Below are 19,704 nucleotides of genomic sequence, written 5' to 3'. Positions count from 1 at the left end.
GCAGCCCCAATTCAATATTCCCAACAAAAAACCGCCGCCCGAACACGGACGACGGCTTCCGATTGAATCTCAGAACCCTCGCAAAATACGAGAAGCTCTCCGCCACCAGGATTCATGCTGACTAAACGGATCATCCACCAGCACCGCCGGCATATCCCGCAAGCGAATCCATGGCTCATCCTGCCAGTGCAACATGCAGAGCGACATCTTTGGCCAATCCAACACGCTCAACGTCGGCCGCTCCACCTTATGCGAGTGGCGCTCATCCCGCAGGGTTGGCACTATCTGATGCGTGATCCACTCACGCAGCAATCGATACTCAGGGCAGTAGTGATAAACCAGCAATGCATAGACGCCCGACTCGCTCAGCATCAGACGCTCTTCAGTCAAACCGTGGACATGCACGAGCATCATCCGGCGCTGATCAGGGTCAAGCTTGCGTGTCATGCGCTCATCAAGGTGCTTGCTCATAAAGCGACCCAAATCTGAGGCACTGAACCAAGCTTGGTTTTCAACCAAGAGGGTATGCAGATGGAGGTTGTGACGGGTGAAAACCGCCGGAATGTAAGCATCAGGCATGATGGGTCTCCGAGGTATACGGAGAGCAGAGCAGCGTTCTTGTGGGCATAACCACCTCTACGTTCGAAGGTTAGCGGCGCGAGCCCGACGTAGAGGATGCAAGAAAAATCCCAACAAGCTATTGCCCTGCACAGAATGACTAATGTCCTTAGACAGTACGCGGTTCTATGTTTGGCGATTAGCTACTACGTTGGGCGTTTCTTAGGCACCTGCGACTAAGATAGGTAACGAGACGATACGGCGTCAATGCGGAAAGATTCTGAGTTTTTCGTAGGGTAAAGGTAGTGTGCCGGTCCCAGAGTTAAACGCAGTTTTGGTCCTGTAGAAATACAAAAACCCCGTTTTCACGGGGTTTTTAGTTATGCGTGGAGCCTAGGATTTTTCTTTCGGATCAATCCCAGCTCAAAGCCCCACCGGTCTGATACTCAATCACGCGCGTCTCAAAGAAGTTCTTCTCTTTCTTCAAGTCCATGATCTCGCTCATCCAAGGGAACGGGTTAGTCGTACCTGGATACTCTTCCTTCAACCCAATCTGCGACAAACGACGGTTAGCGATGAACTTGAGGTAGTCCTCCATCATCGCCGCGTTCATGCCCAGCACGCCGCGAGGCATGGTGTCGCGGGCGTATTCGATCTCCAGTTGGGTCCCTTGCAGGATCATCTGGGTCGCTTCTTCCTTCATCTCGGCATCCCACAGGTGTGGGTTTTCGATTTTGATCTGGTTGATCACGTCGATGCCGAAGTTCAGGTGCATGGATTCGTCGCGCAGGATGTACTGGAACTGCTCGGCGACGCCGGTCATTTTGTTGCGGCGGCCCATGGAAAGGATCTGGGTGAAGCCGCAGTAGAAGAAGATGCCTTCCAGGACGCAGTAGTAAGCGATCAGGTTGCGCAGCAACTCTTTGTCGGTGTCCGGGGTGCCGGTTTCGAACTTCGGATCGGAGATCGAACGGGTGTATTTCAGGCCCCAGGCGGCTTTTTTCGCGACCGATGGGATCTCGTGGTACATGTTGAAGATTTCGCCTTCATCCATGGCCAGCGATTCGATGCAGTACTGGTAGGCGTGGGTGTGGATCGCCTCTTCGAACGCCTGGCGCAGGATGTACTGGCGGCATTCCGGGTTGGTGATCAGGCGATACACGGCCAGGACCAGGTTGTTGGCAACCAGGGAGTCGGCGGTGGAGAAGAAGCCCAGGTTGCGCATCACGATGCGGCGCTCGTCGTCGGTCAGGCCTTCCGGGGTTTTCCAGAGGGCGATGTCGGCGGTCATGTTGACTTCTTGCGGCATCCAGTGGTTTGCGCAGCCGTCCAGGTACTTCTGCCAGGCCCAGTCATATTTGAATGGCACGAGCTGGTTGAGGTCGGCGCGGCAGTTGATCATGCGCTTTTCATCGACGGCGACACGGGCGGAGGCGCCTTCGAGTTCGGCGAGGCCTTCGGCAACGTCGAGTTTGTCGAGGGCGGCCTTGGCGCGAATGATCGCGGCCGAGTCGCTGGCCGTCACGGCCCGTGCTTCGAGGGCGGCGGCACCGCCGGCGCTGTCGAGGCGGTCCATGTTGGCTTCAGAAGCGTGGCCGGCGTTGGCGCCTTTTACAGCAACTTCGCCGTCTTCTTTGTCGAATTCGTCCCAGCTCAGCATGACGTGTCGTCTCCTGCGTGAGGGCCAGATGCCCGATGAAGGCCTACTGGCCGCGGTGGATCTTGGAAAAATCGTTTGTTGCAGCAGCTGACGCAGGCAATAAACAGAAAAATGTACGGGTCATTCCGGAGCGGCTGTGAACGCGAGGAGGCGATTGGCCTCTGCGTGGGCTCCAGGTTGGCGTGATCCCCTGTAAGGGAATATTGCAGGCCCGTTTAAGGCGGCATTATAAGGACTTTTTTGCCTACGTGCTGCGACGAAATAGCTCACAGAAGGGGGCGCGGGCGGCATATCCGCGTGGGAGCGAGGGTTTACAAGGCTTTGGCCGCTGAAGATTTTTTTTGCATGGAGCGGATCGCGGTTTTTTTTGATCAAAAAACCAGCGGTTTTTGCGGTTTTGCACTACATGTTGTGTTTGTGGAGGGTTTTCGGCGGTTCCAGACACAACCAGGCCCGATCGAAACCGGGCCATGGAAAATGTCAGTAATGATCAGCCGATGCGGGCTGAACGGGTGCGATCGTAGCCATCGGCGGCAACGGTAGCAGAGCCGGTGCGGCTGTAGCCGTCCTCTGCGACGGTAGCGGAGCCGGTGTGGTCGTAACCGTCTTCGGCGACGGCGGAGCCAGTGCGATCAAACCCGTCGGCGGCGAAGGTATTGGCGGCCAGTACGGACAGGGTCAAGGCCAGGATCAGGTTGGTTTTCATGGTGGTTGCTCCAAATTCCTTTATTAAGTCAATCAGCCGTTGGAGCAGCCGTTGCCCATGATGCTGTAGCGCAGGATGTGGCGCTGGCCTTTTGAATCTTCATATTCCATCTTCGCCGGGACCACTTCGCAGACGTTCGGGATCTCGCTCATGGAGATGACTTTGGCGATGTCCAAGTGGGTGGAGTAGGTGTACTCCTCAATGGCCGGTTTTTGCTGTGCAGCATCGGTCGGGGCCTCGTCTGCCATCGCGGTGGCGCAAAGGCTGCCGAGGACCAGAACCCATAAAGCTTTCATCTAATTCACCTTTCTTGAGGTCGAGTGGGGTCACGCAACCTTTTTAGGGTTGCGTGTGGAGCTGATTTTGGAAGTTTGATTAACGGCCTTCGTGGGGGCTGTGTTGCGCTAATCGTGTTTGCCGGTTGGCGAGGTGGATTTTAGAAGGTGAGGGTGGGCGCAAAAAGCCGTGGTTTTGATAAACACTGTTGGTTGATCTGGTAATAATCGCTGCAGATGGGGGGCTGTGCATCTATGTTGGATGTGCTGCCGTCATCGCGAGCAAGCTCGGCTCCCACTGACTCGGCTCCCGCAGGCTCGGCTCTTACACAGGAAAATGCCGGCAGGCAGAGGCTTGCACGTTAGTACCGACATTTTGTAGGGACTTGTTACTACCATCGTCGAATGGTTCTATAGGCCCGCCCCGGGCTACAACGGGATCATACAAAAACAACTATTCACCGAGGTAAGAAAGATGAGTGCGGCTTCTGTGTATCCCGTTCGTCCCGAGGTTGCGGCCAATACGCTGACTGACGAGGCGACCTACAAGGCCATGTACCAGCAATCGGTCGTCAACCCCGACGGTTTCTGGCGCGAGCAGGCCAAGCGCCTCGATTGGATCAAGCCTTTCACCACGGTGAAGCAGACGTCCTTCGACGATCACCATGTCGACATCAAGTGGTTCGCCGACGGCACCTTGAACGTTTCCTACAACTGCCTCGACCGTCACCTGGCCGAGCGCGGCGATCAAATTGCGATTATCTGGGAGGGCGATGACCCGGCCGAGAGTCGCAACATCACCTATCGCGAACTGCATGAGGAAGTCTGCAAGTTCGCCAACGCCCTGCGTGGCCAGGACGTGCACCGTGGCGACGTGGTGACCATCTACATGCCGATGATCCCTGAGGCCGTGGTCGCCATGCTGGCCTGTGCCCGGATCGGTGCGATTCACTCGGTGGTGTTCGGCGGTTTCTCGCCGGAAGCGCTGGCCGGCCGGATCATCGACTGCAAATCCAAAGTGGTGATCACCGCCGACGAAGGCGTTCGCGCCGGCAAGAAGATCCCGCTCAAGGCCAACGTCGATGACGCGCTGACCAACCCGGAAACCAGCAGCATCCAGAAAGTCATCGTGTGCAAGCGCACGGCTGGCAACATCAAGTGGAACCCGCACCGCGACATCTGGTACGAAGACCTGATGAAAGTGGCCGGCACCGTTTGCGCGCCGAAGGAAATGGGCGCCGAGGAAGCGCTGTTCATCCTCTACACCTCCGGTTCCACCGGCAAGCCCAAGGGCGTGCAGCACACCACGGCCGGCTACTTGTTGTACGCGGCGCTGACCCATGAGCGGGTGTTCGACTACAAGCCAGGCGAGGTCTACTGGTGCACCGCCGACGTAGGTTGGGTCACCGGCCACAGCTATATCGTCTACGGCCCGTTGGCCAATGGCGCGACCACGCTGCTGTTCGAAGGCGTGCCGAACTACCCGGACATTACTCGGGTGGCCAAGGTTATCGACAAGCACAAGGTCAGCATCCTCTACACCGCGCCGACCGCCATCCGCGCGATGATGGCTTCGGGCACCGCCGCCGTCGAAGGTGCTGACGGCAGCAGCCTGCGCCTGTTGGGTTCGGTGGGCGAGCCGATCAACCCGGAAGCCTGGGACTGGTACTACAAGAATGTTGGCAAGGAACGTTGCCCGATCGTCGACACCTGGTGGCAGACCGAAACCGGTGGCGTGCTGATCAGCCCGTTGCCAGGCGCCACGGCGTTGAAGCCAGGTTCGGCCACGCGTCCGTTCTTCGGTGTGGTGCCGGCGTTGGTGGACAACCTGGGCAACCTGATCGAAGGCGCCGCCGAAGGCAACCTGGTGATCCTCGATTCGTGGCCGGGCCAGGCGCGTACGCTGTACGGCGACCATGACCGTTTTGTCGACACCTACTTCAAGACTTTCAGTGGCATGTACTTCACCGGTGACGGTGCGCGTCGCGACGAGGATGGCTACTACTGGATCACCGGTCGGGTGGATGACGTGCTCAACGTGTCCGGCCACCGCATGGGTACGGCAGAGATCGAGAGCGCCATGGTCGCCCACCCGAAAGTCGCCGAAGCGGCGGTGGTCGGTGTGCCGCACGACATCAAGGGGCAGGGCATCTATGTTTATGTCACCCTCAATGCCGGCGAAGAAACCAGCGAGGCCCTGCGCCTGGAACTGAAGAACTGGGTGCGCAAGGAAATCGGTCCGATTGCTTCGCCAGACGTGATCCAGTGGGCGCCGGGGCTGCCGAAAACCCGTTCCGGCAAGATCATGCGCCGCATCCTGCGCAAGATCGCCACGGCGGAGTACGACGGGTTGGGTGATATCTCCACCCTGGCCGACCCGAGCGTGGTGGCGCATCTGATCGAGACGCACAAGACCATGAACGTTGCCTGACGGTAACCCGTAAAACCGAAAGCCCCGCCCGGCAGTGCCGAGCGGGGCTTTTTTATGGGTGCGGCGTGGCCCCTTGGGGAGAGGGATTTATTCCAGATTTGTGGGAGCAAGGCTTGCCCGCGATGCAGGCGATGCGGTCCTTCAGAAACCGAGGCGCCTGCATCGCGAGCAAGCTTTGCTCCCACAACTCAGCGAGTCTGGAGCAATCTGCGAATAAATATCGGCGTTTAAAGTAGGAGGTGTCTGAACGTTACCGGTTTTTCGAAATGTGTAACCAAAGGCGCCACAACGGGGCGATGTGAAACGCCAAGCCCCGTTACAGAGCGGCGCCAGGCGTCTCCTGAAATAAGCCGACACGCTGTGCTTGCCGGATTAGAAGGGTTTGCGAATAATGGGCCCGCTATTTGCAGCATAGATCGGTTTCCCTTCTTTTGCTCTTGCATGAATTTGCTGGGCTGTCAATGCGCTCGAACCGCTTTCTCGGTGCTTCTGTAATTTGTTGTCGCATTGAAGAAATATCGACTTCGGGCCTGTCGTTAGAATGCCGATCACTCGCTCGTCGTGGCTTGCGTTGAAATAATCGTGAGCTTCCTAGGACGCAGCACCAAAGTTCGTTTCACCATTCGCATATTGGGCTGTTGCTCACTCTGCCGTTTTTGCCCTTTACCGATGGAGTTCCAAGATGAAGAAACTTGTGCTGCTTGGCGCCCTGGCACTGTCCGTGCTGTCCCTGCCGACTTTCGCTGATGAGAAGCCCCTGAAGATTGGTATCGAAGCGGCCTACCCTCCGTTCGCCTCGAAAGCCCCGGATGGCAGCATCGTCGGTTTCGACTACGACATCGGCAATGCGCTGTGCGAAGAGATGAAGGTCAAGTGCGTGTGGGTCGAGCAAGAGTTCGACGGCCTGATCCCGGCGCTCAAGGTTCGCAAGATCGACGCGATCCTGTCCTCCATGTCGATCACTGAAGATCGCAAGAAGTCGGTTGATTTCACCAACAAGTACTACAACACCCCGGCTCGTCTGGTGATGAAGGCCGGTACCCAGGTCAGCGACAGCCTGGCCGAGCTCAAGGGCAAGAACATCGGCGTGCAGCGCGGTTCGATCCACGAGCGTTTCGCCCGTGAAGTCCTGACCCCGCTGGGCGCCGAGATCAAGCCGTACGGTTCGCAGAACGAGATCTACCTGGACGTGGCCGCCGGCCGCCTCGACGGCACCGTGGCAGACGCTACGCTGTTGGATGACGGCTTCCTCAAGACCGATGCCGGCAAGGGCTTTGCATTTGTAGGTCCAGCCTTTACCGACGAGAAATACTTCGGCGACGGTATCGGTATCGCGGTTCGCAAGGGCGATGCCCTGAAAGACAAGATCAATGGCGCGATCACCGCCATCCGCGAGAATGGCAAGTACAAGCAAATCCAGGACAAATACTTCGCTTTCGACATCTACGGCAAGTAACGACGTCCCGCCACTCGTGCGAAATGGCGCAAGCAACAGGATCTCTGCGGTTTGCGCCATTTTTTCATCCCACTTTCGAGGACCTGAATCATGTTGAAAGGCTACGGGGCTGTCATCCTCGATGGCGCATGGTTGACGCTTGAGCTCGCCTTGTCGTCCATGGCCCTGGCCATCGTCCTGGGGTTGATCGGCGTTGCGTTGCGCCTCTCTCCGGTACGCTGGCTGGCGTGGCTGGGCGACCTGTATGCCACAGTCATCCGCGGCATTCCCGATCTGGTGCTGATCCTGTTGATTTTCTACGGCGGCCAGGACCTGCTCAACCGCGTGGCGCCGATGCTCGGCTACGACGACTACATTGACCTGAACCCATTGGCGGCCGGTATCGGCACCCTGGGCTTCATCTTCGGTGCCTACCTGTCGGAAACCTTCCGCGGAGCCTTCATGGCGATCCCCAAGGGGCAGGCCGAGGCGGGCATGGCGTACGGCATGAACGGGTTCCAGGTGTTTTTCCGGGTGCTGGTGCCGCAGATGATTCGCCTGGCGATCCCGGGCTTCACCAACAACTGGCTGGTGCTGACCAAGGCCACCGCGCTGATTTCGGTGGTGGGCCTGCAAGACATGATGTTCAAGGCCAAGCAGGCGGCGGATGCCACGCGCGAGCCTTTCACCTTCTTCCTCGCAGTGGCGGCGATGTACCTGGTGATCACCAGTGTCTCGTTGCTGGCATTGCGTCACCTTGAGAAGCGCTACTCGGTAGGCGTAAGGGCGGCTGATCTATGATCTTCGACTACAACGTCATCTATGAAGCCTTGCCGCTGTATTTCAGTGGCTTGCTGACCACCCTGAAGCTGTTGGCCCTGTCGCTGTTCTTCGGCCTGTTGGCGGCGTTGCCCCTGGGGCTGATGCGGGTGTCCAAGCAGCCGGTCGTCAACATGACGGCCTGGCTCTACACCTACGTGATCCGCGGCACGCCGATGCTGGTGCAGCTGTTCCTGATCTATTACGGGCTGGCGCAGTTCGTCAGCGTGCGCGAAAGCTTCCTCTGGCCGTGGCTGTCCAGCGCGACCTTCTGTGCGTGCCTGGCGTTCGCCATCAACACCAGTGCCTACACCGCCGAAATCATCGCTGGCAGCTTGCGGGCCACGCCCAACGGTGAGATCGAAGCGGCCAAGGCCATGGGCATGTCGCGCTACAAACTGTATCGCCGGATCCTGCTGCCATCGGCCTTGCGTCGGGCGCTGCCGCAATACAGCAACGAAGTGATCATGATGTTGCAGACCACCAGCCTGGCCTCCATCGTGACCCTGATCGACATCACCGGTGCCGCGCGCACGGTGAACGCGCAGTACTACTTGCCGTTCGAGGCCTACATCACGGCCGGCGTTTTCTACCTGTGCCTGACCTTCATCCTGGTGCGCCTGTTCAAACTGGCCGAGCGCCGCTGGCTGGGTTACCTGGCCCCGCGCAAGCACTGATAACGCATCGATCCGATCGACTGCTCAACGACTGACGTTTTGTGAGAACCGACCGCATGTACAAGCTTGAAGTCCAAGACCTGCATAAACGCTATGGCAGTCACGAAGTGCTCAAGGGCGTGTCCCTGAAGGCCGCCGCCGGCGATGTGATCAGCATCATTGGCTCCAGTGGCTCCGGCAAGAGTACTTTCCTGCGTTGCATCAACCTGCTCGAGCAACCTCACGCTGGCAAGATCCTGCTCAACAACGAAGAGCTGAAACTGGTTGCCGGCAAGGATGGCGCGTTGAAGGCCGCAGACCCCAAGCAACTGCAGCGCATGCGTTCGCGGCTGTCGATGGTGTTCCAGCATTTCAACCTGTGGTCCCACATGACTGCGCTGGAAAACATCATGGAAGCGCCGGTGCATGTGCTGGGCGTGGCCAAGGCTGAAGCGCGGGAGAAAGCCGAGCACTACTTGAACAAGGTCGGCGTGGCCCATCGCAAGGACGCCTATCCGGGCCATATGTCCGGCGGCGAGCAGCAGCGTGTGGCGATTGCCCGTGCGCTGGCGATGGAGCCAGAGGTGATGCTGTTCGACGAACCGACCTCGGCCCTCGACCCGGAGCTGGTAGGCGACGTGCTCAAGGTGATGCAGGCCCTGGCCCTGGAAGGCCGGACCATGGTGGTGGTGACCCACGAAATGGGCTTTGCCCGTGAAGTGTCGAACCAACTGGTGTTTTTGCACAAAGGCATCGTCGAAGAAAGCGGCAACCCGCGCGAAGTGCTGGTCAATCCGCAATCCGAGCGCCTGCAACAATTTCTGTCGGGCAGCCTCAAGTAATCGCTCCCGTTACGCACCTGATTTGGGTCATGCTGCGCGCCGCGCGCCAGATGGTCTAATTTGGTTGCAGCCGCTTTTGGCTTTAACACTGTTTTCGCTTCGGATCGCCCGCCATGACTGCCCATCGAATAGGTTTCCTGATTTGGCCCAGCACTAAAGCCTTGACGCTGGCGCTGGCCGAGGAGGCCTTGCGTGTTGCTCAACGGGTGCATCCGGATGTGGTCTACGAGCTGTCGTTCTTGCAGGCCGAACCGCCGGCCGACGGCGCCTGGCAACTGCCGGGCGAGCCTTGGGCGGGCAAGCTCGAAGGCTTCCAGAAGCTGTTTTTGCTGGCCGATGAGCCGCCGGCTGCGCTGGCCTCGCCCCTTAGCAGCGCCCTCAAGCAACTGGTGCGTGCCGGTTGTGTGATCGGCGGTTTGTCTGCCGGTGTCTATCCCTTGGCCCAACTGGGTTTGCTCGACGGTTACCGTGCTGCCGTGCATTGGCGCTGGCAGGACGATTTCTCCGAGCGCTTCCCCAAGGTCATCGCCACCAGCCATCTGTTTGACTGGGACCGCGATCGCCTGAGCGCTTGCGGTGGCATGTCGGTGCTCGACCTGTTGCTGGCGGTGCTGGCTCGCGATCACGGCGCGGAGCTGGCCGGTGCGGTGTCGGAAGAATTGGTGGTCGAGCGCATTCGCGAGGGCGGCGAGCGTCAGCGCATTCCGTTGCAGAACCGTCTCGGCTCCAGCCATCCAAAGCTCACCCAGGCGGTGCTGCTGATGGAAGCCAACATCGAAGAGCCGCTGACCACCGACGAGATCGCCCAGCATGTCTGTGTATCCCGTCGACAGCTGGAGCGGATCTTCAAGCAGTACCTCAATCGCGTGCCCAGCCAGTATTACCTGGAGCTGCGCCTGAACAAGGCCCGGCAGATGCTGATGCAGACCAGCAAATCCATCATCCAGATCGGCCTGTCCTGCGGCTTCTCCTCGGGGCCGCACTTCTCCAGCGCCTACCGCAACTTCTTCGGCGCCACGCCGCGCGAAGACCGCAACCAGCGACGCAGCAGCAGCCCGTTCGAATTGTCCTCGGTACCGTCCGAGCGCGGCTAAGTGGCACAACACGCTTCTGTGGGAGCAAGCTTTGCTCCCACAGATAAAACCCCTCGGCACAACTGTTTTGCATGGCGAGGGAAATGTGGATGCAGGCACCTCAAATACACCGACAACGTTTAAACTGCGCCTTTGCGACGCTATTTGTCGCATTGCCGTAAACCCGCGAAAAACGTGGGTTGGCGCTATAAGAAGTTGTCGCTTGGCGGCAAGGCCGGGCTGAAAACTGTCCTTACAATCCTTACCAAGCCCGCCAGTTCCAGGCGGGTGTTCCTCATCAGGAGACTCCGATGTCCGTTGAGCAAGCCGCGGTACAACGCGCCGATTTCGACCAGGTTATGGTTCCCAACTATGCACCTGCAGCCTTCATACCTGTGCGTGGCGCCGGTTCCCGCGTATGGGACCAATCCGGTCGTGAGTTGATCGACTTTGCTGGCGGTATCGCAGTCAACGTACTGGGCCATGCCCACCCGGCACTGGTCGGCGCTCTGACCGAACAGGCCAACAAGCTGTGGCACGTGTCCAACGTCTTCACCAACGAGCCGGCCCTGCGCCTGGCCCATAAGCTGGTCAACGCGACTTTTGCCGAGCGCGCGTTCTTCTGCAACTCCGGCGCCGAAGCCAACGAGGCCGCCTTCAAGCTGGCCCGTCGCGTCGCGTTCGATCGTTTCGGCAGCGAGAAGTACGAAATCATCGCCGCGCTCAATAGCTTCCACGGTCGCACCCTGTTCACCGTCAACGTTGGCGGGCAGTCGAAGTACTCCGATGGCTTCGGACCTAAAATTACCGGCATCACCCACGTTCCTTACAACGACCTGGCCGCTTTGAAAGCCGCCATTTCGGACAAGACCTGCGCCGTGGTGCTGGAGCCGATCCAGGGCGAGGGCGGTGTGCTGCCGGCCGATCAGGCCTACCTGCAAGGCGCCCGCGACCTGTGCAATGCCCACGACGCATTGCTGGTGTTCGACGAAGTGCAGACCGGCATGGGCCGTAGCGGTCATCTGTTCGCCTACATGCATTACGGCGTGGTCCCCGACATCCTCACCAGCGCCAAGAGCCTGGGCGGTGGTTTCCCGATCGCGGCGATGCTTACCACCGAAGCGCTGGCCAAGCACCTGGTCGTCGGCACCCACGGCACCACCTACGGCGGCAACCCGCTGGCGTGCGCGGTGGGTGAAGCGGTGATCGATGTGGTCAATACCCCTGAAGTGCTCGCGGGTGTCAAAGCCAAGCATCACAAGTTCAAGGTTCGCCTGGAGCAGATCGGCGAGAAGTACGGCCTGTTCACCCAAGTGCGCGGCCTGGGCCTGCTGATCGGCTGCGTGTTGAACGACGCCTGGAAAGGCAAGGCCAAGGACATCTTCAACGCCGCCGAACAGGAAGGCCTGATGATCCTGCAAGCCGGCCCGGACGTGATTCGCTTTGCTCCGAGCCTGGTGGTGGAAGACGCCGACATCGACGAAGGCCTGGACCGCTTCGAGCGGGCTGCGGCGAAGTTGACGCAAGCCTGATTTGAGCCTTGACCGGCTCCAGTGTGGGAGCCGGGCTTGTGTAGGAGCGGGTTTGTGGGAGCAAGGCTTGCTCGCGATGCGGGTGCCTCAGTTCACCAAGGACCGCGTCGCCTGCATCGCGGGCAAGCCTTGCTCCCACAAGCTTTGCTCCCACAAACCCGCTCCCACATTTGAGTCTGTAGGGAAGTTGGTCCCGGTATTTTTTCTCTGTGTATCGACCCAGTGGTCGACCCATTTATTTCAAGTTAAGGAGTGACACCATGCTGGTGATGCGCCCTGCGCAAATGGCTGATCTGGGCGAGGTACAGCGTCTGGCTGCGGACAGTCCGATCGGTGTCACTTCCTTGCCGGATGACGTGGAACGCCTGAGCGACAAGATCGCCGCAAGCGAAGCCTCGTTCGCCGCCGAAGTCAGCTTCAACGGTGAAGAGAGTTATTTCTTCGTCCTTGAAGACACCGCGACCGGCAAGTTGGTGGGCTGTTCGGCCATCGTCGCTTCGGCCGGTTATTCCGAACCGTTCTACAGCTTTCGCAACGAGACCTTCGTTCACGCCTCCCGTGAGCTGAAGATCCACAACAAGATCCACGTGCTCTCCCAGTGCCACGACCTGACCGGTAACAGCCTGCTGACCAGCTTCTACGTGGTGCCGGAATTGGTGGGCTCGCCGTGGTCGGAACTCAATTCCCGCGGGCGCCTGCTGTTCGTCGCCAGTCATCCGGAGCGGTTTGCCGATTCGGTGGTGACCGAGATCGTCGGCTACAGCGATGAGCATGGCGACTCGCCGTTCTGGGACGCTATCGGTCGCAACTTCTTCGACCTCAACTACGCCGCCGCCGAGCGCTTGTGCGGGCTGAAAAGCCGTACTTTTCTCGCCGAGCTGATGCCCCATTACCCGATCTACGTGCCGCTGCTGCCGGACGCTGCCCAGGAAGCCATGGGCCAGGTCCATCCGCGGGCGCAGATCACCTTCGACATCTTGATGCGCGAGGGTTTCGAGACCGATCACTACATCGACATCTTCGACGGCGGCCCGACCCTGCATGCTCGTGTCTCGGGCATTCGCTCGATTGCCCAGAGCCGTGTGGTGCCGGTCAAGATCGGCGAACCGGTCAAGGGTGCCGGGCGCCAATACCTGGTGGCCAATGCCCAATTGCAGGATTACCGCGCCGTGCTGCTCGAGCTCGACTACGCGCCGGGCAAACCGGTGACCCTGGACATGGAAGCGGCCGAAGCCCTGGGCGTTGGCGAAGGTGCCAGCGTGCGCCTGGTAGCCGTTTAACGCCTTACCGCTGAGTTTCGCGGGTGGCGTGAGCGACCCGTTTGAGGAGATAGCATGATCGTTCGTCCCGTACGCAGCAGCGATTTACCCGCTCTGATCGCCCTGGCCCGCAGCACCGGCACCGGCCTGACCACCTTGCCGGCCAACGAAGAGCGCCTGGCCCATCGGGTCGGCTGGGCCGAGAAGACCTTTCGCGGCGAAGCCGGGCGTGGTGACGCGGACTACCTGTTCGTGCTCGAAGACGACGACGGTCGCGTGGTGGGCATTTCCGCCATCGCCGGTGCCGTGGGGTTGCGCGAGCCTTGGTACAACTTCCGGGTCGGCCTGACGGTCAGCGCTTCCCAGGAATTGAACATCTATCGGGAAATCCCGACCCTGTTCCTGGCTAACGACCTGACCGGTAATTCCGAGCTGTGCTCGCTGTTTCTGCATGCCGATTTCCGCAGTGGCCTCAATGGCCGGATGCTGGCCAAGGCGCGGCTGTTGTTCATTGCCGAATTCCCACAGTTGTTCGGCAACAAGATCATCGCCGAGATGCGCGGCATGTCCGACGACAATGGGCGGTCACCGTTCTGGGAAAGCCTGGGCCGACACTTCTTCAAGATGGAATTCAGCCAGGCCGATTACCTCACCGGGGTGGGCAACAAGGCGTTCATCGCCGAGCTGATGCCCAAGTTCCCGCTGTACACCTGCTTCCTGTCTGAAGATGCCCGGGCCGTGATCGGCCAGGTTCACCCGGACACGGAACCGGCATTGTCGATGCTCAAGAGCGAAGGTTTCAGCTACCAGGGTTACGTCGACATCTTCGACGCCGGCCCGGCGGTGGAGTGCGAAACCGGCAAGATCCGCGCGATTCGCGACAGTCAGGCGCTGGTCCTGGCCATCGGTACGCCGGGCGACGATGCCACGCCGTTCCTCATTCATAACCGCAAGCGCGAAGACTGCCGCATCACCGCGGCACCGGCGCGCTTGGCTGCAGGCACCCTGGTGGTCGACCCGCTGACCGCCAAACGTCTTCAACTCAACGCCGGTGATCAGGTACGTGCCGTCGCCTTGTCTGCCGCTCGGGAGTCCAAATAATGAATTCGCTGTACATCGCAGGAAGTTGGCTGGAAGGCCAGGGCGACCTCTTTGAGTCGTTGAACCCGGTGACCCAACAGGTGGTGTGGGCGGGCAACGGTGCCACCGCCGCGCAAGTGGAATCGGCGGTGCAGGCCGCGCGCCAGGCGTTCCCGGACTGGGCACGGCGCTCGCTGGATGAACGCATCCAGGTGCTGGAAGCCTTTGCCGCTGCCCTGAAAAACCATGCGGACGAACTGGCCCATTGCATCGGTGAAGAAACCGGCAAGCCGTTGTGGGAAGCAGCGACCGAAGTGACCAGCATGGTCAACAAGGTCGCTATCTCGGTGCAGAGTTACCGCGAGCGAACAGGTGAGAAGAGCGGCCCCCTGGGCGACGCCACCGCCGTGCTGCGCCACAAGCCCCACGGTGTGGTGGCGGTGTTCGGCCCTTACAACTTCCCCGGCCATTTGCCCAACGGCCACATCGTGCCGGCGCTGCTGGCCGGCAACAGCGTGTTGTTCAAACCGAGCGAGCTGACGCCGAAAGTCGCCGAACTGACGGTCAAGTGCTGGGTCGAGGCCGGTCTGCCGGCGGGCGTACTGAACCTGGTGCAAGGCGCGCGGGAAACCGGCATCGCCCTGGCGGCGAACCCTGGCATCGACGGGCTGTTTTTCACGGGCTCCAGCCGCACCGGCAATCTGTTGCACCAACAATTTTCCGGGCGCCCGGACAAGATCCTCGCGCTGGAAATGGGCGGTAACAACCCGTTGGTGGTGGATGAGGTCGAGGACGTCGATGCGGCGGTCTACACCATTATCCAGTCCGCTTTCATTTCTGCCGGGCAGCGCTGCACCTGTGCGCGCCGCCTGCTGGTGCCGGAAGGCGCCTGGGGCGATGCCTTGCTGGCGCGCCTGGTGGCGGTCAGCTCGACCCTTGAAGTCGGTACCTTCGACCAGCAACCGGCGCCGTTCATGGGCTCGGTGATTTCCCTGGGTGCGGCAAAGGCCTTGATGGACGCGCAAAACCATTTGCTCGGCCTGGGGGCCGTGGCGCTGCTGGCCATGACCCAACCCCAGGCCCAGGCGGCGTTGCTGACGCCGGGTATCCTGGACGTGACGGCGGTGGCCGAGCGTCCTGACGAAGAGTTGTTCGGGCCGTTGCTGCAGGTGATTCGTTACAAGGATTTTCCTGCGGCGATTGCCGAGGCCAACAATACTCAGTATGGCCTGGCCGCCGGGTTGCTGTCCGATTCCCAGGAGCGTTACCAGCAGTTCTGGCTGCAAAGCCGCGCCGGTATCGTCAACTGGAACAAACAGCTGACGGGGGCTGCCAGCAGCGCGCCGTTCGGCGGTGTCGGCGCTTCGGGCAACCACCGCGCCAGTGCTTATTACGCTGCAGATTATTGCGCGTACCCGGTGGCTTCCCTGGAAACCCCGAGCCTTGTGATGCCGGCTGCCCTGACCCCCGGCGTGCGCATGTCTTGAGACCGCCATCGCGGGCAAGCCTTGCTCCCACAGGTTTTGTACCTGGCCTATGGGAGCAAGGCTTGCTTTCACAAGTCCTGCATCGGGCCTGTGGGAGCAAGGCTTGCCCGCGATAGCCGCGACTCGGTTGTTATTGATGCCTATAAAAAAACAGATTCTCGTGGAGCCTCGCTGATGAAATCCTATGAAGTCAACTTTGACGGTCTAGTGGGGCCGACCCATAACTACGGCGGGCTCTCGTACGGCAACGTCGCGTCCCAGAGCAACAGCCAACAGTCCTCCAACCCCAAGGAAGCGGCGTTGCAGGGCCTGGCGAAAATGAAAGCGCTGATGGACATGGGTTTCCAGCAAGGTGTGCTGGCGCCACAGGAACGCCCGGACGTGGCGGCCCTGCGCCGGCTGGGCTTTGCCGGCAGCGATGCCCAGGTCATCCAGCAGGCCGCGAAGGAAGCGATGCCGCTGCTGGTTGCCAGTTGCTCGGCCTCCAGCATGTGGGTGGCCAACGCCGCCACGGTCAGCCCGAGCGCCGACACAGCCGATGGCCGCGTGCATTTCACCGCCGCCAACCTGAATTGCAAATACCACCGCAGCATCGAACATCCGACCACCAGTCGCGTGCTGGGAGCGATGTTCGCCAATCCGCAACACTTCGCCCACCACGCCGCCCTGCCTGCGGTGGCGCAGTTCGGTGACGAAGGCGCGGCCAACCACACCCGTTTCTGCCGCGCCTACGGCGAGGCCGGTGTCGAGTTCTTCGTTTTTGGTCGCAGTGCTTTTGACACCCGCTACCCCGCACCGCAGAAATACCCGGCGCGCCAGACCCTGGAAGCTTCCCAGGCCGTTGCCCGCCTGCATGGGCTGAGGGAGGAGGGCGTGGTGTACGCCCAACAGAACCCATCGGTGATCGATCAGGGTGTGTTCCACAACGACGTGATCGCGGTGGGCAATGGCGAAGTGCTGTTCTATCACGAGGATGCATTTCTCGAGACCGACAAGATGCTGGCCGAGTTGAGCAGCAAACTCGCCAAGGTCGGTGGGAAATTTCAATCGGTGTGCGTACCGCGTTCGGCGGTCACCGTCGATGATGCGGTGCGTTCCTACCTGTTCAATAGCCAGTTGCTGTCGCGTCCCGACGGTTCGATGCTGTTGATCGTGCCGGAAGAATGCCGTAGCAACGAACGTGTCTGGCAATACCTGCAAGGCCTGACGGGCGTTGGCGGGGTGATCCGCGAAGTGAAGGTCTTCGACCTCAAGCAGAGCATGCAGAACGGTGGTGGCCCGGCTTGCCTGAGGTTGCGCGTGGCACTTAATGAAACCGAACTGGCGGCCGTCAACCCAGGGGTTATCATGACCGCGTCGCTGTACGATTCGCTGACCCAATGGGTTGAGCGGCACTACCGCGACCGCATGACCGAAAACGATCTGGCAGACCCGCAGTTGCTGCTCGAATGCCGTGCGGCACTGGATGAACTGACACAAATCCTTAAACTTGGCTCGGTTTATCCTTTCCAGATCAATTGAAAGCGCGCGCGACCTGACTACAGTCAAAGCAGGGCGCGTTGCCTTATCCCCAGACGAGAATGTAAAGACATGAGCGATACCCTGCAGCTGATCCTTGAAGACACCGACGGCACCCAACTGGAAACCTCCTGCACCCGCGTCGCGGTGATGTGGCAAGGCAAGGAGTTGTGGATCCAGCAGGATGGCCGCGGTCAGTTGCTGATCGGTGTCGATGTCGAGGAAGGGGACGAGGAATACGCCAACCTGTTGTTGCGTCCATTGGCGACCAACCTGGTCAGCCTGCAACTGGAAATGGAACCGGCGGACGTCGGCGACGATGACCATGTCCATGGCCCGGATTGCGGCCACGACCATTAAGGAAACCGCGCTATGCTCGCCCTCGGCAAACTGCTTGAACTGACCCTCGCTGGCCGTGAACCGGCGGAGAAGACTCAACTGACTGTCGAAGGCGTACGGATGCGCTGGTTGAGCGAGGGCGCGCTGGAGGTCAAGCCGCCCGAAGCCCGGGATAATGGCCTTGACCTGCTGCTGTCGGCCGGTATCCACGGCAACGAAACCGCGCCGATCGAGTTGCTCGACCGCTTGTTGCATGACATTGCCCGTGGTCATTTGAAACCGCGGGCACGCATTCTGTTCCTGTTCGGCAACCCCGAGGCCATCCGGCGCGGTGAGCGTTTCGTCGAACAGGACGTCAACCGCCTGTTCAATGGCCGCCACGAGCTGAGCGGCGGTTCTGAAGCGCTACGGGCCTGCGAGCTGGAGCGCTTGGCCGCCAGTTTCTTCAGCCGGCCAGAACGCAGCCGCTTGCATTACGACCTGCACACCGCGATTCGCGGCTCGAAGATCGAGCAATTTGCCCTGTACCCGTGGAAGGAAGGCCGCGCGCATTCACGTCGTGAGCTGGCGCGCCTGCGCGCCGCGGGCATGGAGGCGGTGTTGCTGCAGAACAAACCGTCGATTGTCTTCAGCGCCTATACCTACGACCAACTCGGTGCCGAGTCCTTCACCCTGGAACTGGGCAAGGCCCGGCCATTCGGGCAGAACGACGGCGTCAACGTCAGCCTGCTGGAAACCCGCCTGCAACAGATCATCGAGGGCAACGAGCCGGAGCTGGATGAAGGGCTCGATGGCCTGCAGCTGTTCAGCGTCGCCCGGGAAATCATCAAGCACAGCGACAGCTTCCGCCTGAACCTGCCGGCGGACGTCGAGAACTTCTCGGAATTGGGGAAAGGCTACGTGCTGGCCGAAGACATCGCCCAGACCCGCTGGGTGATCGAAGAAGACGGTGCCCGGATCATCTTTCCGAACCCCAAGGTCAAGAATGGCTTGCGGGCCGGGATCCTGATCGTGCCGGCGACCGACGAAAACCTGATCTAACGTCCTCACAAAACCATTGTGGGAGCGAGCTTGCTCCCACAGGTTTTTCAAGCGGCTTTTAGACCGCTACCGCCCGCTGCTCACTGCGGCGCAACGCCCGGGTCTTGTGCAACGTATCGGCGCAGGTCTTCGCCGCTTCCTGGCCCTTGTGCACAAAATGCTCGAAGAAGAACTTCTGATGTTCTTCCCCTGCATGGAAATGATGCGGCGTGAGCACGACCGAGAACACCGGCACTTCGGTTTCCAACTGAACCTGCATCAGGCCGCTGATCACCGATTGGGCGACGAACTCGTGGCGGTAGATGCCACCGTCCACCACCAGGCCGGCGGCGACGATGCCGGCGTAGCGGCCTGACTTGGCCAGCAGCTTGGCATGCAGCGGGATCTCGAAGGCGCCACCAACTTCGAAGAAGTCGATGTCACTTTCCTGATAACCCTGGATGATCATTTCGGCGACGAAGCCTTTACGGCTCTGGTCGACGATTTCCTTGTGCCAGCAGGCCTGGATGAACGCGACGCGCTCGCCTGGATGACTTTTGCTTTTGCTGTCGATTGCAGTGGGTTGCATGTTCTGGTTCCTGTTTGTGTGAAAAACAGGGCGTCATGAATCGAAGGGGATTCGAGGGTACGCCGCGCGCAGACAGTCGCAGACGGCCCTTGGGTGCCAATCCCGTTCTCTCTTCATCCGGACTATGACCGTCGGCCCCGGAATCACACCGGGTCTGCTGACCTTGTCGCTACACCCCAAAAAGCGGTGCACCATCAAGCGCTCGCGGGCTATGCACATTGCGTGCAATTACCGCCGGTGGGGAATTACACCCCGCCCTGAGAACGTTTTGCCGCCACGCTTTGTGACGGCGGACAATTTTTAACACATAACCCCTTGTGGGAGCGAGCCGTGGGAGCAAAGCACACAAGGGGGGTGTTGCCCTTTCCGTCGATCAAGCTTGATTATTCCTCGCCATGACCGCAGTAATTGCCCTTCGAAAGGGA

The 19,704-nt window shown here is 60.1% G+C and carries 18 protein-coding genes and 1 riboswitch; of the genes, 13 read left to right on the top strand and 5 right to left on the bottom strand.

The annotated features are described in order from the left end of the window. Positions 1-69 precede the first annotated feature (69 nt). From GFU70_RS21770 to GFU70_RS21755, 4 genes are all read right to left on the bottom strand, one after another. Entirely contained in the window at positions 70-579 is a 510-nt protein-coding gene (locus GFU70_RS21770) for a Bro-N domain-containing protein (RefSeq protein ID WP_058543451.1), read from the bottom strand. A 391-nt stretch (positions 580-970) separates the two neighbouring features. Then, positions 971-2,218: a ribonucleotide-diphosphate reductase subunit beta gene (locus tag GFU70_RS21765; RefSeq protein ID WP_025215114.1), complete on the bottom strand. Its 1,248-nt coding sequence runs from the start codon at positions 2,216-2,218 to the stop codon at positions 971-973. Between the two features lie 490 nt (positions 2,219-2,708). Next, positions 2,709-2,924: a hypothetical protein gene (locus GFU70_RS21760; protein ID WP_058543452.1), complete on the bottom strand. Its 216-nt coding sequence runs from the start codon at positions 2,922-2,924 to the stop codon at positions 2,709-2,711. Positions 2,925-2,956: 32 nt separating this feature from the next. Further along, complete coding sequence (locus GFU70_RS21755) at positions 2,957-3,220, bottom strand: DUF2790 domain-containing protein (protein WP_058543453.1); 264 nt, start codon at positions 3,218-3,220, stop codon at positions 2,957-2,959. A 454-nt stretch (positions 3,221-3,674) separates the two neighbouring features. Between GFU70_RS21755 and acs the strand changes: the two genes are divergently transcribed. The 13 genes from acs to astE all read left to right on the top strand — a co-directional run bounded on the left by acs (position 3,675) and on the right by astE (position 18,711). After that, complete coding sequence (acs, locus tag GFU70_RS21750; protein WP_116641464.1) at positions 3,675-5,630, top strand: acetate--CoA ligase; 1,956 nt, start codon at positions 3,675-3,677, stop codon at positions 5,628-5,630. Positions 5,631-6,312: 682 nt separating this feature from the next. Next, positions 6,313-7,086: an ABC transporter substrate-binding protein gene (locus GFU70_RS21745; RefSeq protein WP_058543455.1), complete on the top strand. Its 774-nt coding sequence runs from the start codon at positions 6,313-6,315 to the stop codon at positions 7,084-7,086. 90 nt (positions 7,087-7,176) lie between these two features. Beyond that, positions 7,177-7,866, top strand: coding sequence for an ABC transporter permease (locus tag GFU70_RS21740; RefSeq protein ID WP_003204800.1), 690 nt, complete (start codon positions 7,177-7,179; stop codon positions 7,864-7,866). Continuing rightward, complete coding sequence (locus GFU70_RS21735; RefSeq protein ID WP_058543456.1) at positions 7,863-8,561, top strand: ABC transporter permease; 699 nt, start codon at positions 7,863-7,865, stop codon at positions 8,559-8,561. The genes GFU70_RS21740 and GFU70_RS21735 overlap by 4 nt, the downstream gene beginning before the upstream one ends. 56 nt (positions 8,562-8,617) lie before the next feature. Further along, entirely contained in the window at positions 8,618-9,382 is a 765-nt protein-coding gene (locus tag GFU70_RS21730; protein ID WP_018612663.1) for an ABC transporter ATP-binding protein, read from the top strand. Positions 9,383-9,495: 113 nt separating this feature from the next. Continuing rightward, positions 9,496-10,476: a transcriptional regulator ArgR gene (gene argR, locus GFU70_RS21725; RefSeq protein ID WP_003204794.1), complete on the top strand. Its 981-nt coding sequence runs from the start codon at positions 9,496-9,498 to the stop codon at positions 10,474-10,476. A 290-nt stretch (positions 10,477-10,766) separates the two neighbouring features. Further along, the gene (locus tag GFU70_RS21720) at positions 10,767-11,987 is read left to right on the top strand and encodes an aspartate aminotransferase family protein (protein WP_153388799.1); all 1,221 of its coding nucleotides are present in this window, start codon (positions 10,767-10,769) and stop codon (positions 11,985-11,987) included. A gap of 260 nt (positions 11,988-12,247) precedes the next feature. Continuing rightward, a complete protein-coding gene (aruF, locus tag GFU70_RS21715; RefSeq protein WP_058543459.1) occupies positions 12,248-13,267 on the top strand; it encodes an arginine/ornithine succinyltransferase subunit alpha in 1,020 nt (339 codons plus the stop codon). A gap of 54 nt (positions 13,268-13,321) precedes the next feature. Further along, complete coding sequence (astA, locus tag GFU70_RS21710; RefSeq protein WP_058543460.1) at positions 13,322-14,347, top strand: arginine N-succinyltransferase; 1,026 nt, start codon at positions 13,322-13,324, stop codon at positions 14,345-14,347. Then, entirely contained in the window at positions 14,344-15,813 is a 1,470-nt protein-coding gene (gene astD / locus GFU70_RS21705; protein ID WP_165826071.1) for a succinylglutamate-semialdehyde dehydrogenase, read from the top strand. The genes astA and astD overlap by 4 nt, the downstream gene beginning before the upstream one ends. 174 nt (positions 15,814-15,987) lie before the next feature. Next, on the top strand, positions 15,988-17,334 hold the full coding sequence (astB, locus tag GFU70_RS21700; RefSeq protein ID WP_153388798.1) for an N-succinylarginine dihydrolase: 1,347 nt from the start codon (positions 15,988-15,990) through the stop codon (positions 17,332-17,334). Between the two features lie 69 nt (positions 17,335-17,403). After that, the gene (locus GFU70_RS21695; RefSeq protein WP_003178862.1) at positions 17,404-17,691 is read left to right on the top strand and encodes a hypothetical protein; all 288 of its coding nucleotides are present in this window, start codon (positions 17,404-17,406) and stop codon (positions 17,689-17,691) included. Between the two features lie 12 nt (positions 17,692-17,703). Beyond that, a complete protein-coding gene (astE, locus tag GFU70_RS21690; protein ID WP_153388797.1) occupies positions 17,704-18,711 on the top strand; it encodes a succinylglutamate desuccinylase in 1,008 nt (335 codons plus the stop codon). A gap of 58 nt (positions 18,712-18,769) precedes the next feature. Here the strand turns inward: astE and GFU70_RS21685 are convergent, their stop codons facing one another. Then, positions 18,770-19,279: a 6,7-dimethyl-8-ribityllumazine synthase gene (locus GFU70_RS21685; RefSeq protein WP_024618891.1), complete on the bottom strand. Its 510-nt coding sequence runs from the start codon at positions 19,277-19,279 to the stop codon at positions 18,770-18,772. Positions 19,280-19,379: 100 nt separating this feature from the next. Beyond that, positions 19,380-19,548, bottom strand: a riboswitch (FMN riboswitch). Between the last annotated feature and the right edge of the window lie 156 nt (positions 19,549-19,704).

The sequence above is a fragment of the Pseudomonas brassicacearum genome, from assembly GCF_009601685.2.
In the GTDB taxonomy this organism is placed as follows: domain Bacteria; phylum Pseudomonadota; class Gammaproteobacteria; order Pseudomonadales; family Pseudomonadaceae; genus Aquipseudomonas; species Aquipseudomonas kilonensis_B.
Note: the sequence above shows the minus strand (reverse complement) of the source record. Positions and strands in the feature narration are given on the sequence as shown.

What these genes read in the sequence shown, in the direction of transcription:
- GFU70_RS21760 (WP_058543452.1), bottom strand. Translation starts at nt 2,924, where the DNA reads ATGAAAACCAACCTGATCCTGGCCTTGACCCTGTCCGTACTGGCCGCC.
- GFU70_RS21770 (WP_058543451.1), bottom strand. Translation starts at nt 579, where the DNA reads ATGCCTGATGCTTACATTCCGGCGGTTTTCACCCGTCACAACCTCCAT.
- GFU70_RS21685 (WP_024618891.1), bottom strand. Translation starts at nt 19,279, where the DNA reads ATGCAACCCACTGCAATCGACAGCAAAAGCAAAAGTCATCCAGGCGAG.
- GFU70_RS21720 (WP_153388799.1), top strand. Translation starts at nt 10,767, where the DNA reads ATGTCCGTTGAGCAAGCCGCGGTACAACGCGCCGATTTCGACCAGGTT.
- GFU70_RS21695 (WP_003178862.1), top strand. Translation starts at nt 17,404, where the DNA reads ATGAGCGATACCCTGCAGCTGATCCTTGAAGACACCGACGGCACCCAA.
- GFU70_RS21735 (WP_058543456.1), top strand. Translation starts at nt 7,863, where the DNA reads ATGATCTTCGACTACAACGTCATCTATGAAGCCTTGCCGCTGTATTTC.
- GFU70_RS21730 (WP_018612663.1), top strand. Translation starts at nt 8,618, where the DNA reads ATGTACAAGCTTGAAGTCCAAGACCTGCATAAACGCTATGGCAGTCAC.
- astB (WP_153388798.1), top strand. Translation starts at nt 15,988, where the DNA reads ATGAAATCCTATGAAGTCAACTTTGACGGTCTAGTGGGGCCGACCCAT.
- astA (WP_058543460.1), top strand. Translation starts at nt 13,322, where the DNA reads ATGATCGTTCGTCCCGTACGCAGCAGCGATTTACCCGCTCTGATCGCC.
- aruF (WP_058543459.1), top strand. Translation starts at nt 12,248, where the DNA reads ATGCTGGTGATGCGCCCTGCGCAAATGGCTGATCTGGGCGAGGTACAG.
- GFU70_RS21755 (WP_058543453.1), bottom strand. Translation starts at nt 3,220, where the DNA reads ATGAAAGCTTTATGGGTTCTGGTCCTCGGCAGCCTTTGCGCCACCGCG.
- argR (WP_003204794.1), top strand. Translation starts at nt 9,496, where the DNA reads ATGACTGCCCATCGAATAGGTTTCCTGATTTGGCCCAGCACTAAAGCC.
- astE (WP_153388797.1), top strand. Translation starts at nt 17,704, where the DNA reads ATGCTCGCCCTCGGCAAACTGCTTGAACTGACCCTCGCTGGCCGTGAA.
- acs (WP_116641464.1), top strand. Translation starts at nt 3,675, where the DNA reads ATGAGTGCGGCTTCTGTGTATCCCGTTCGTCCCGAGGTTGCGGCCAAT.
- GFU70_RS21740 (WP_003204800.1), top strand. Translation starts at nt 7,177, where the DNA reads ATGTTGAAAGGCTACGGGGCTGTCATCCTCGATGGCGCATGGTTGACG.
- GFU70_RS21745 (WP_058543455.1), top strand. Translation starts at nt 6,313, where the DNA reads ATGAAGAAACTTGTGCTGCTTGGCGCCCTGGCACTGTCCGTGCTGTCC.
- GFU70_RS21765 (WP_025215114.1), bottom strand. Translation starts at nt 2,218, where the DNA reads ATGCTGAGCTGGGACGAATTCGACAAAGAAGACGGCGAAGTTGCTGTA.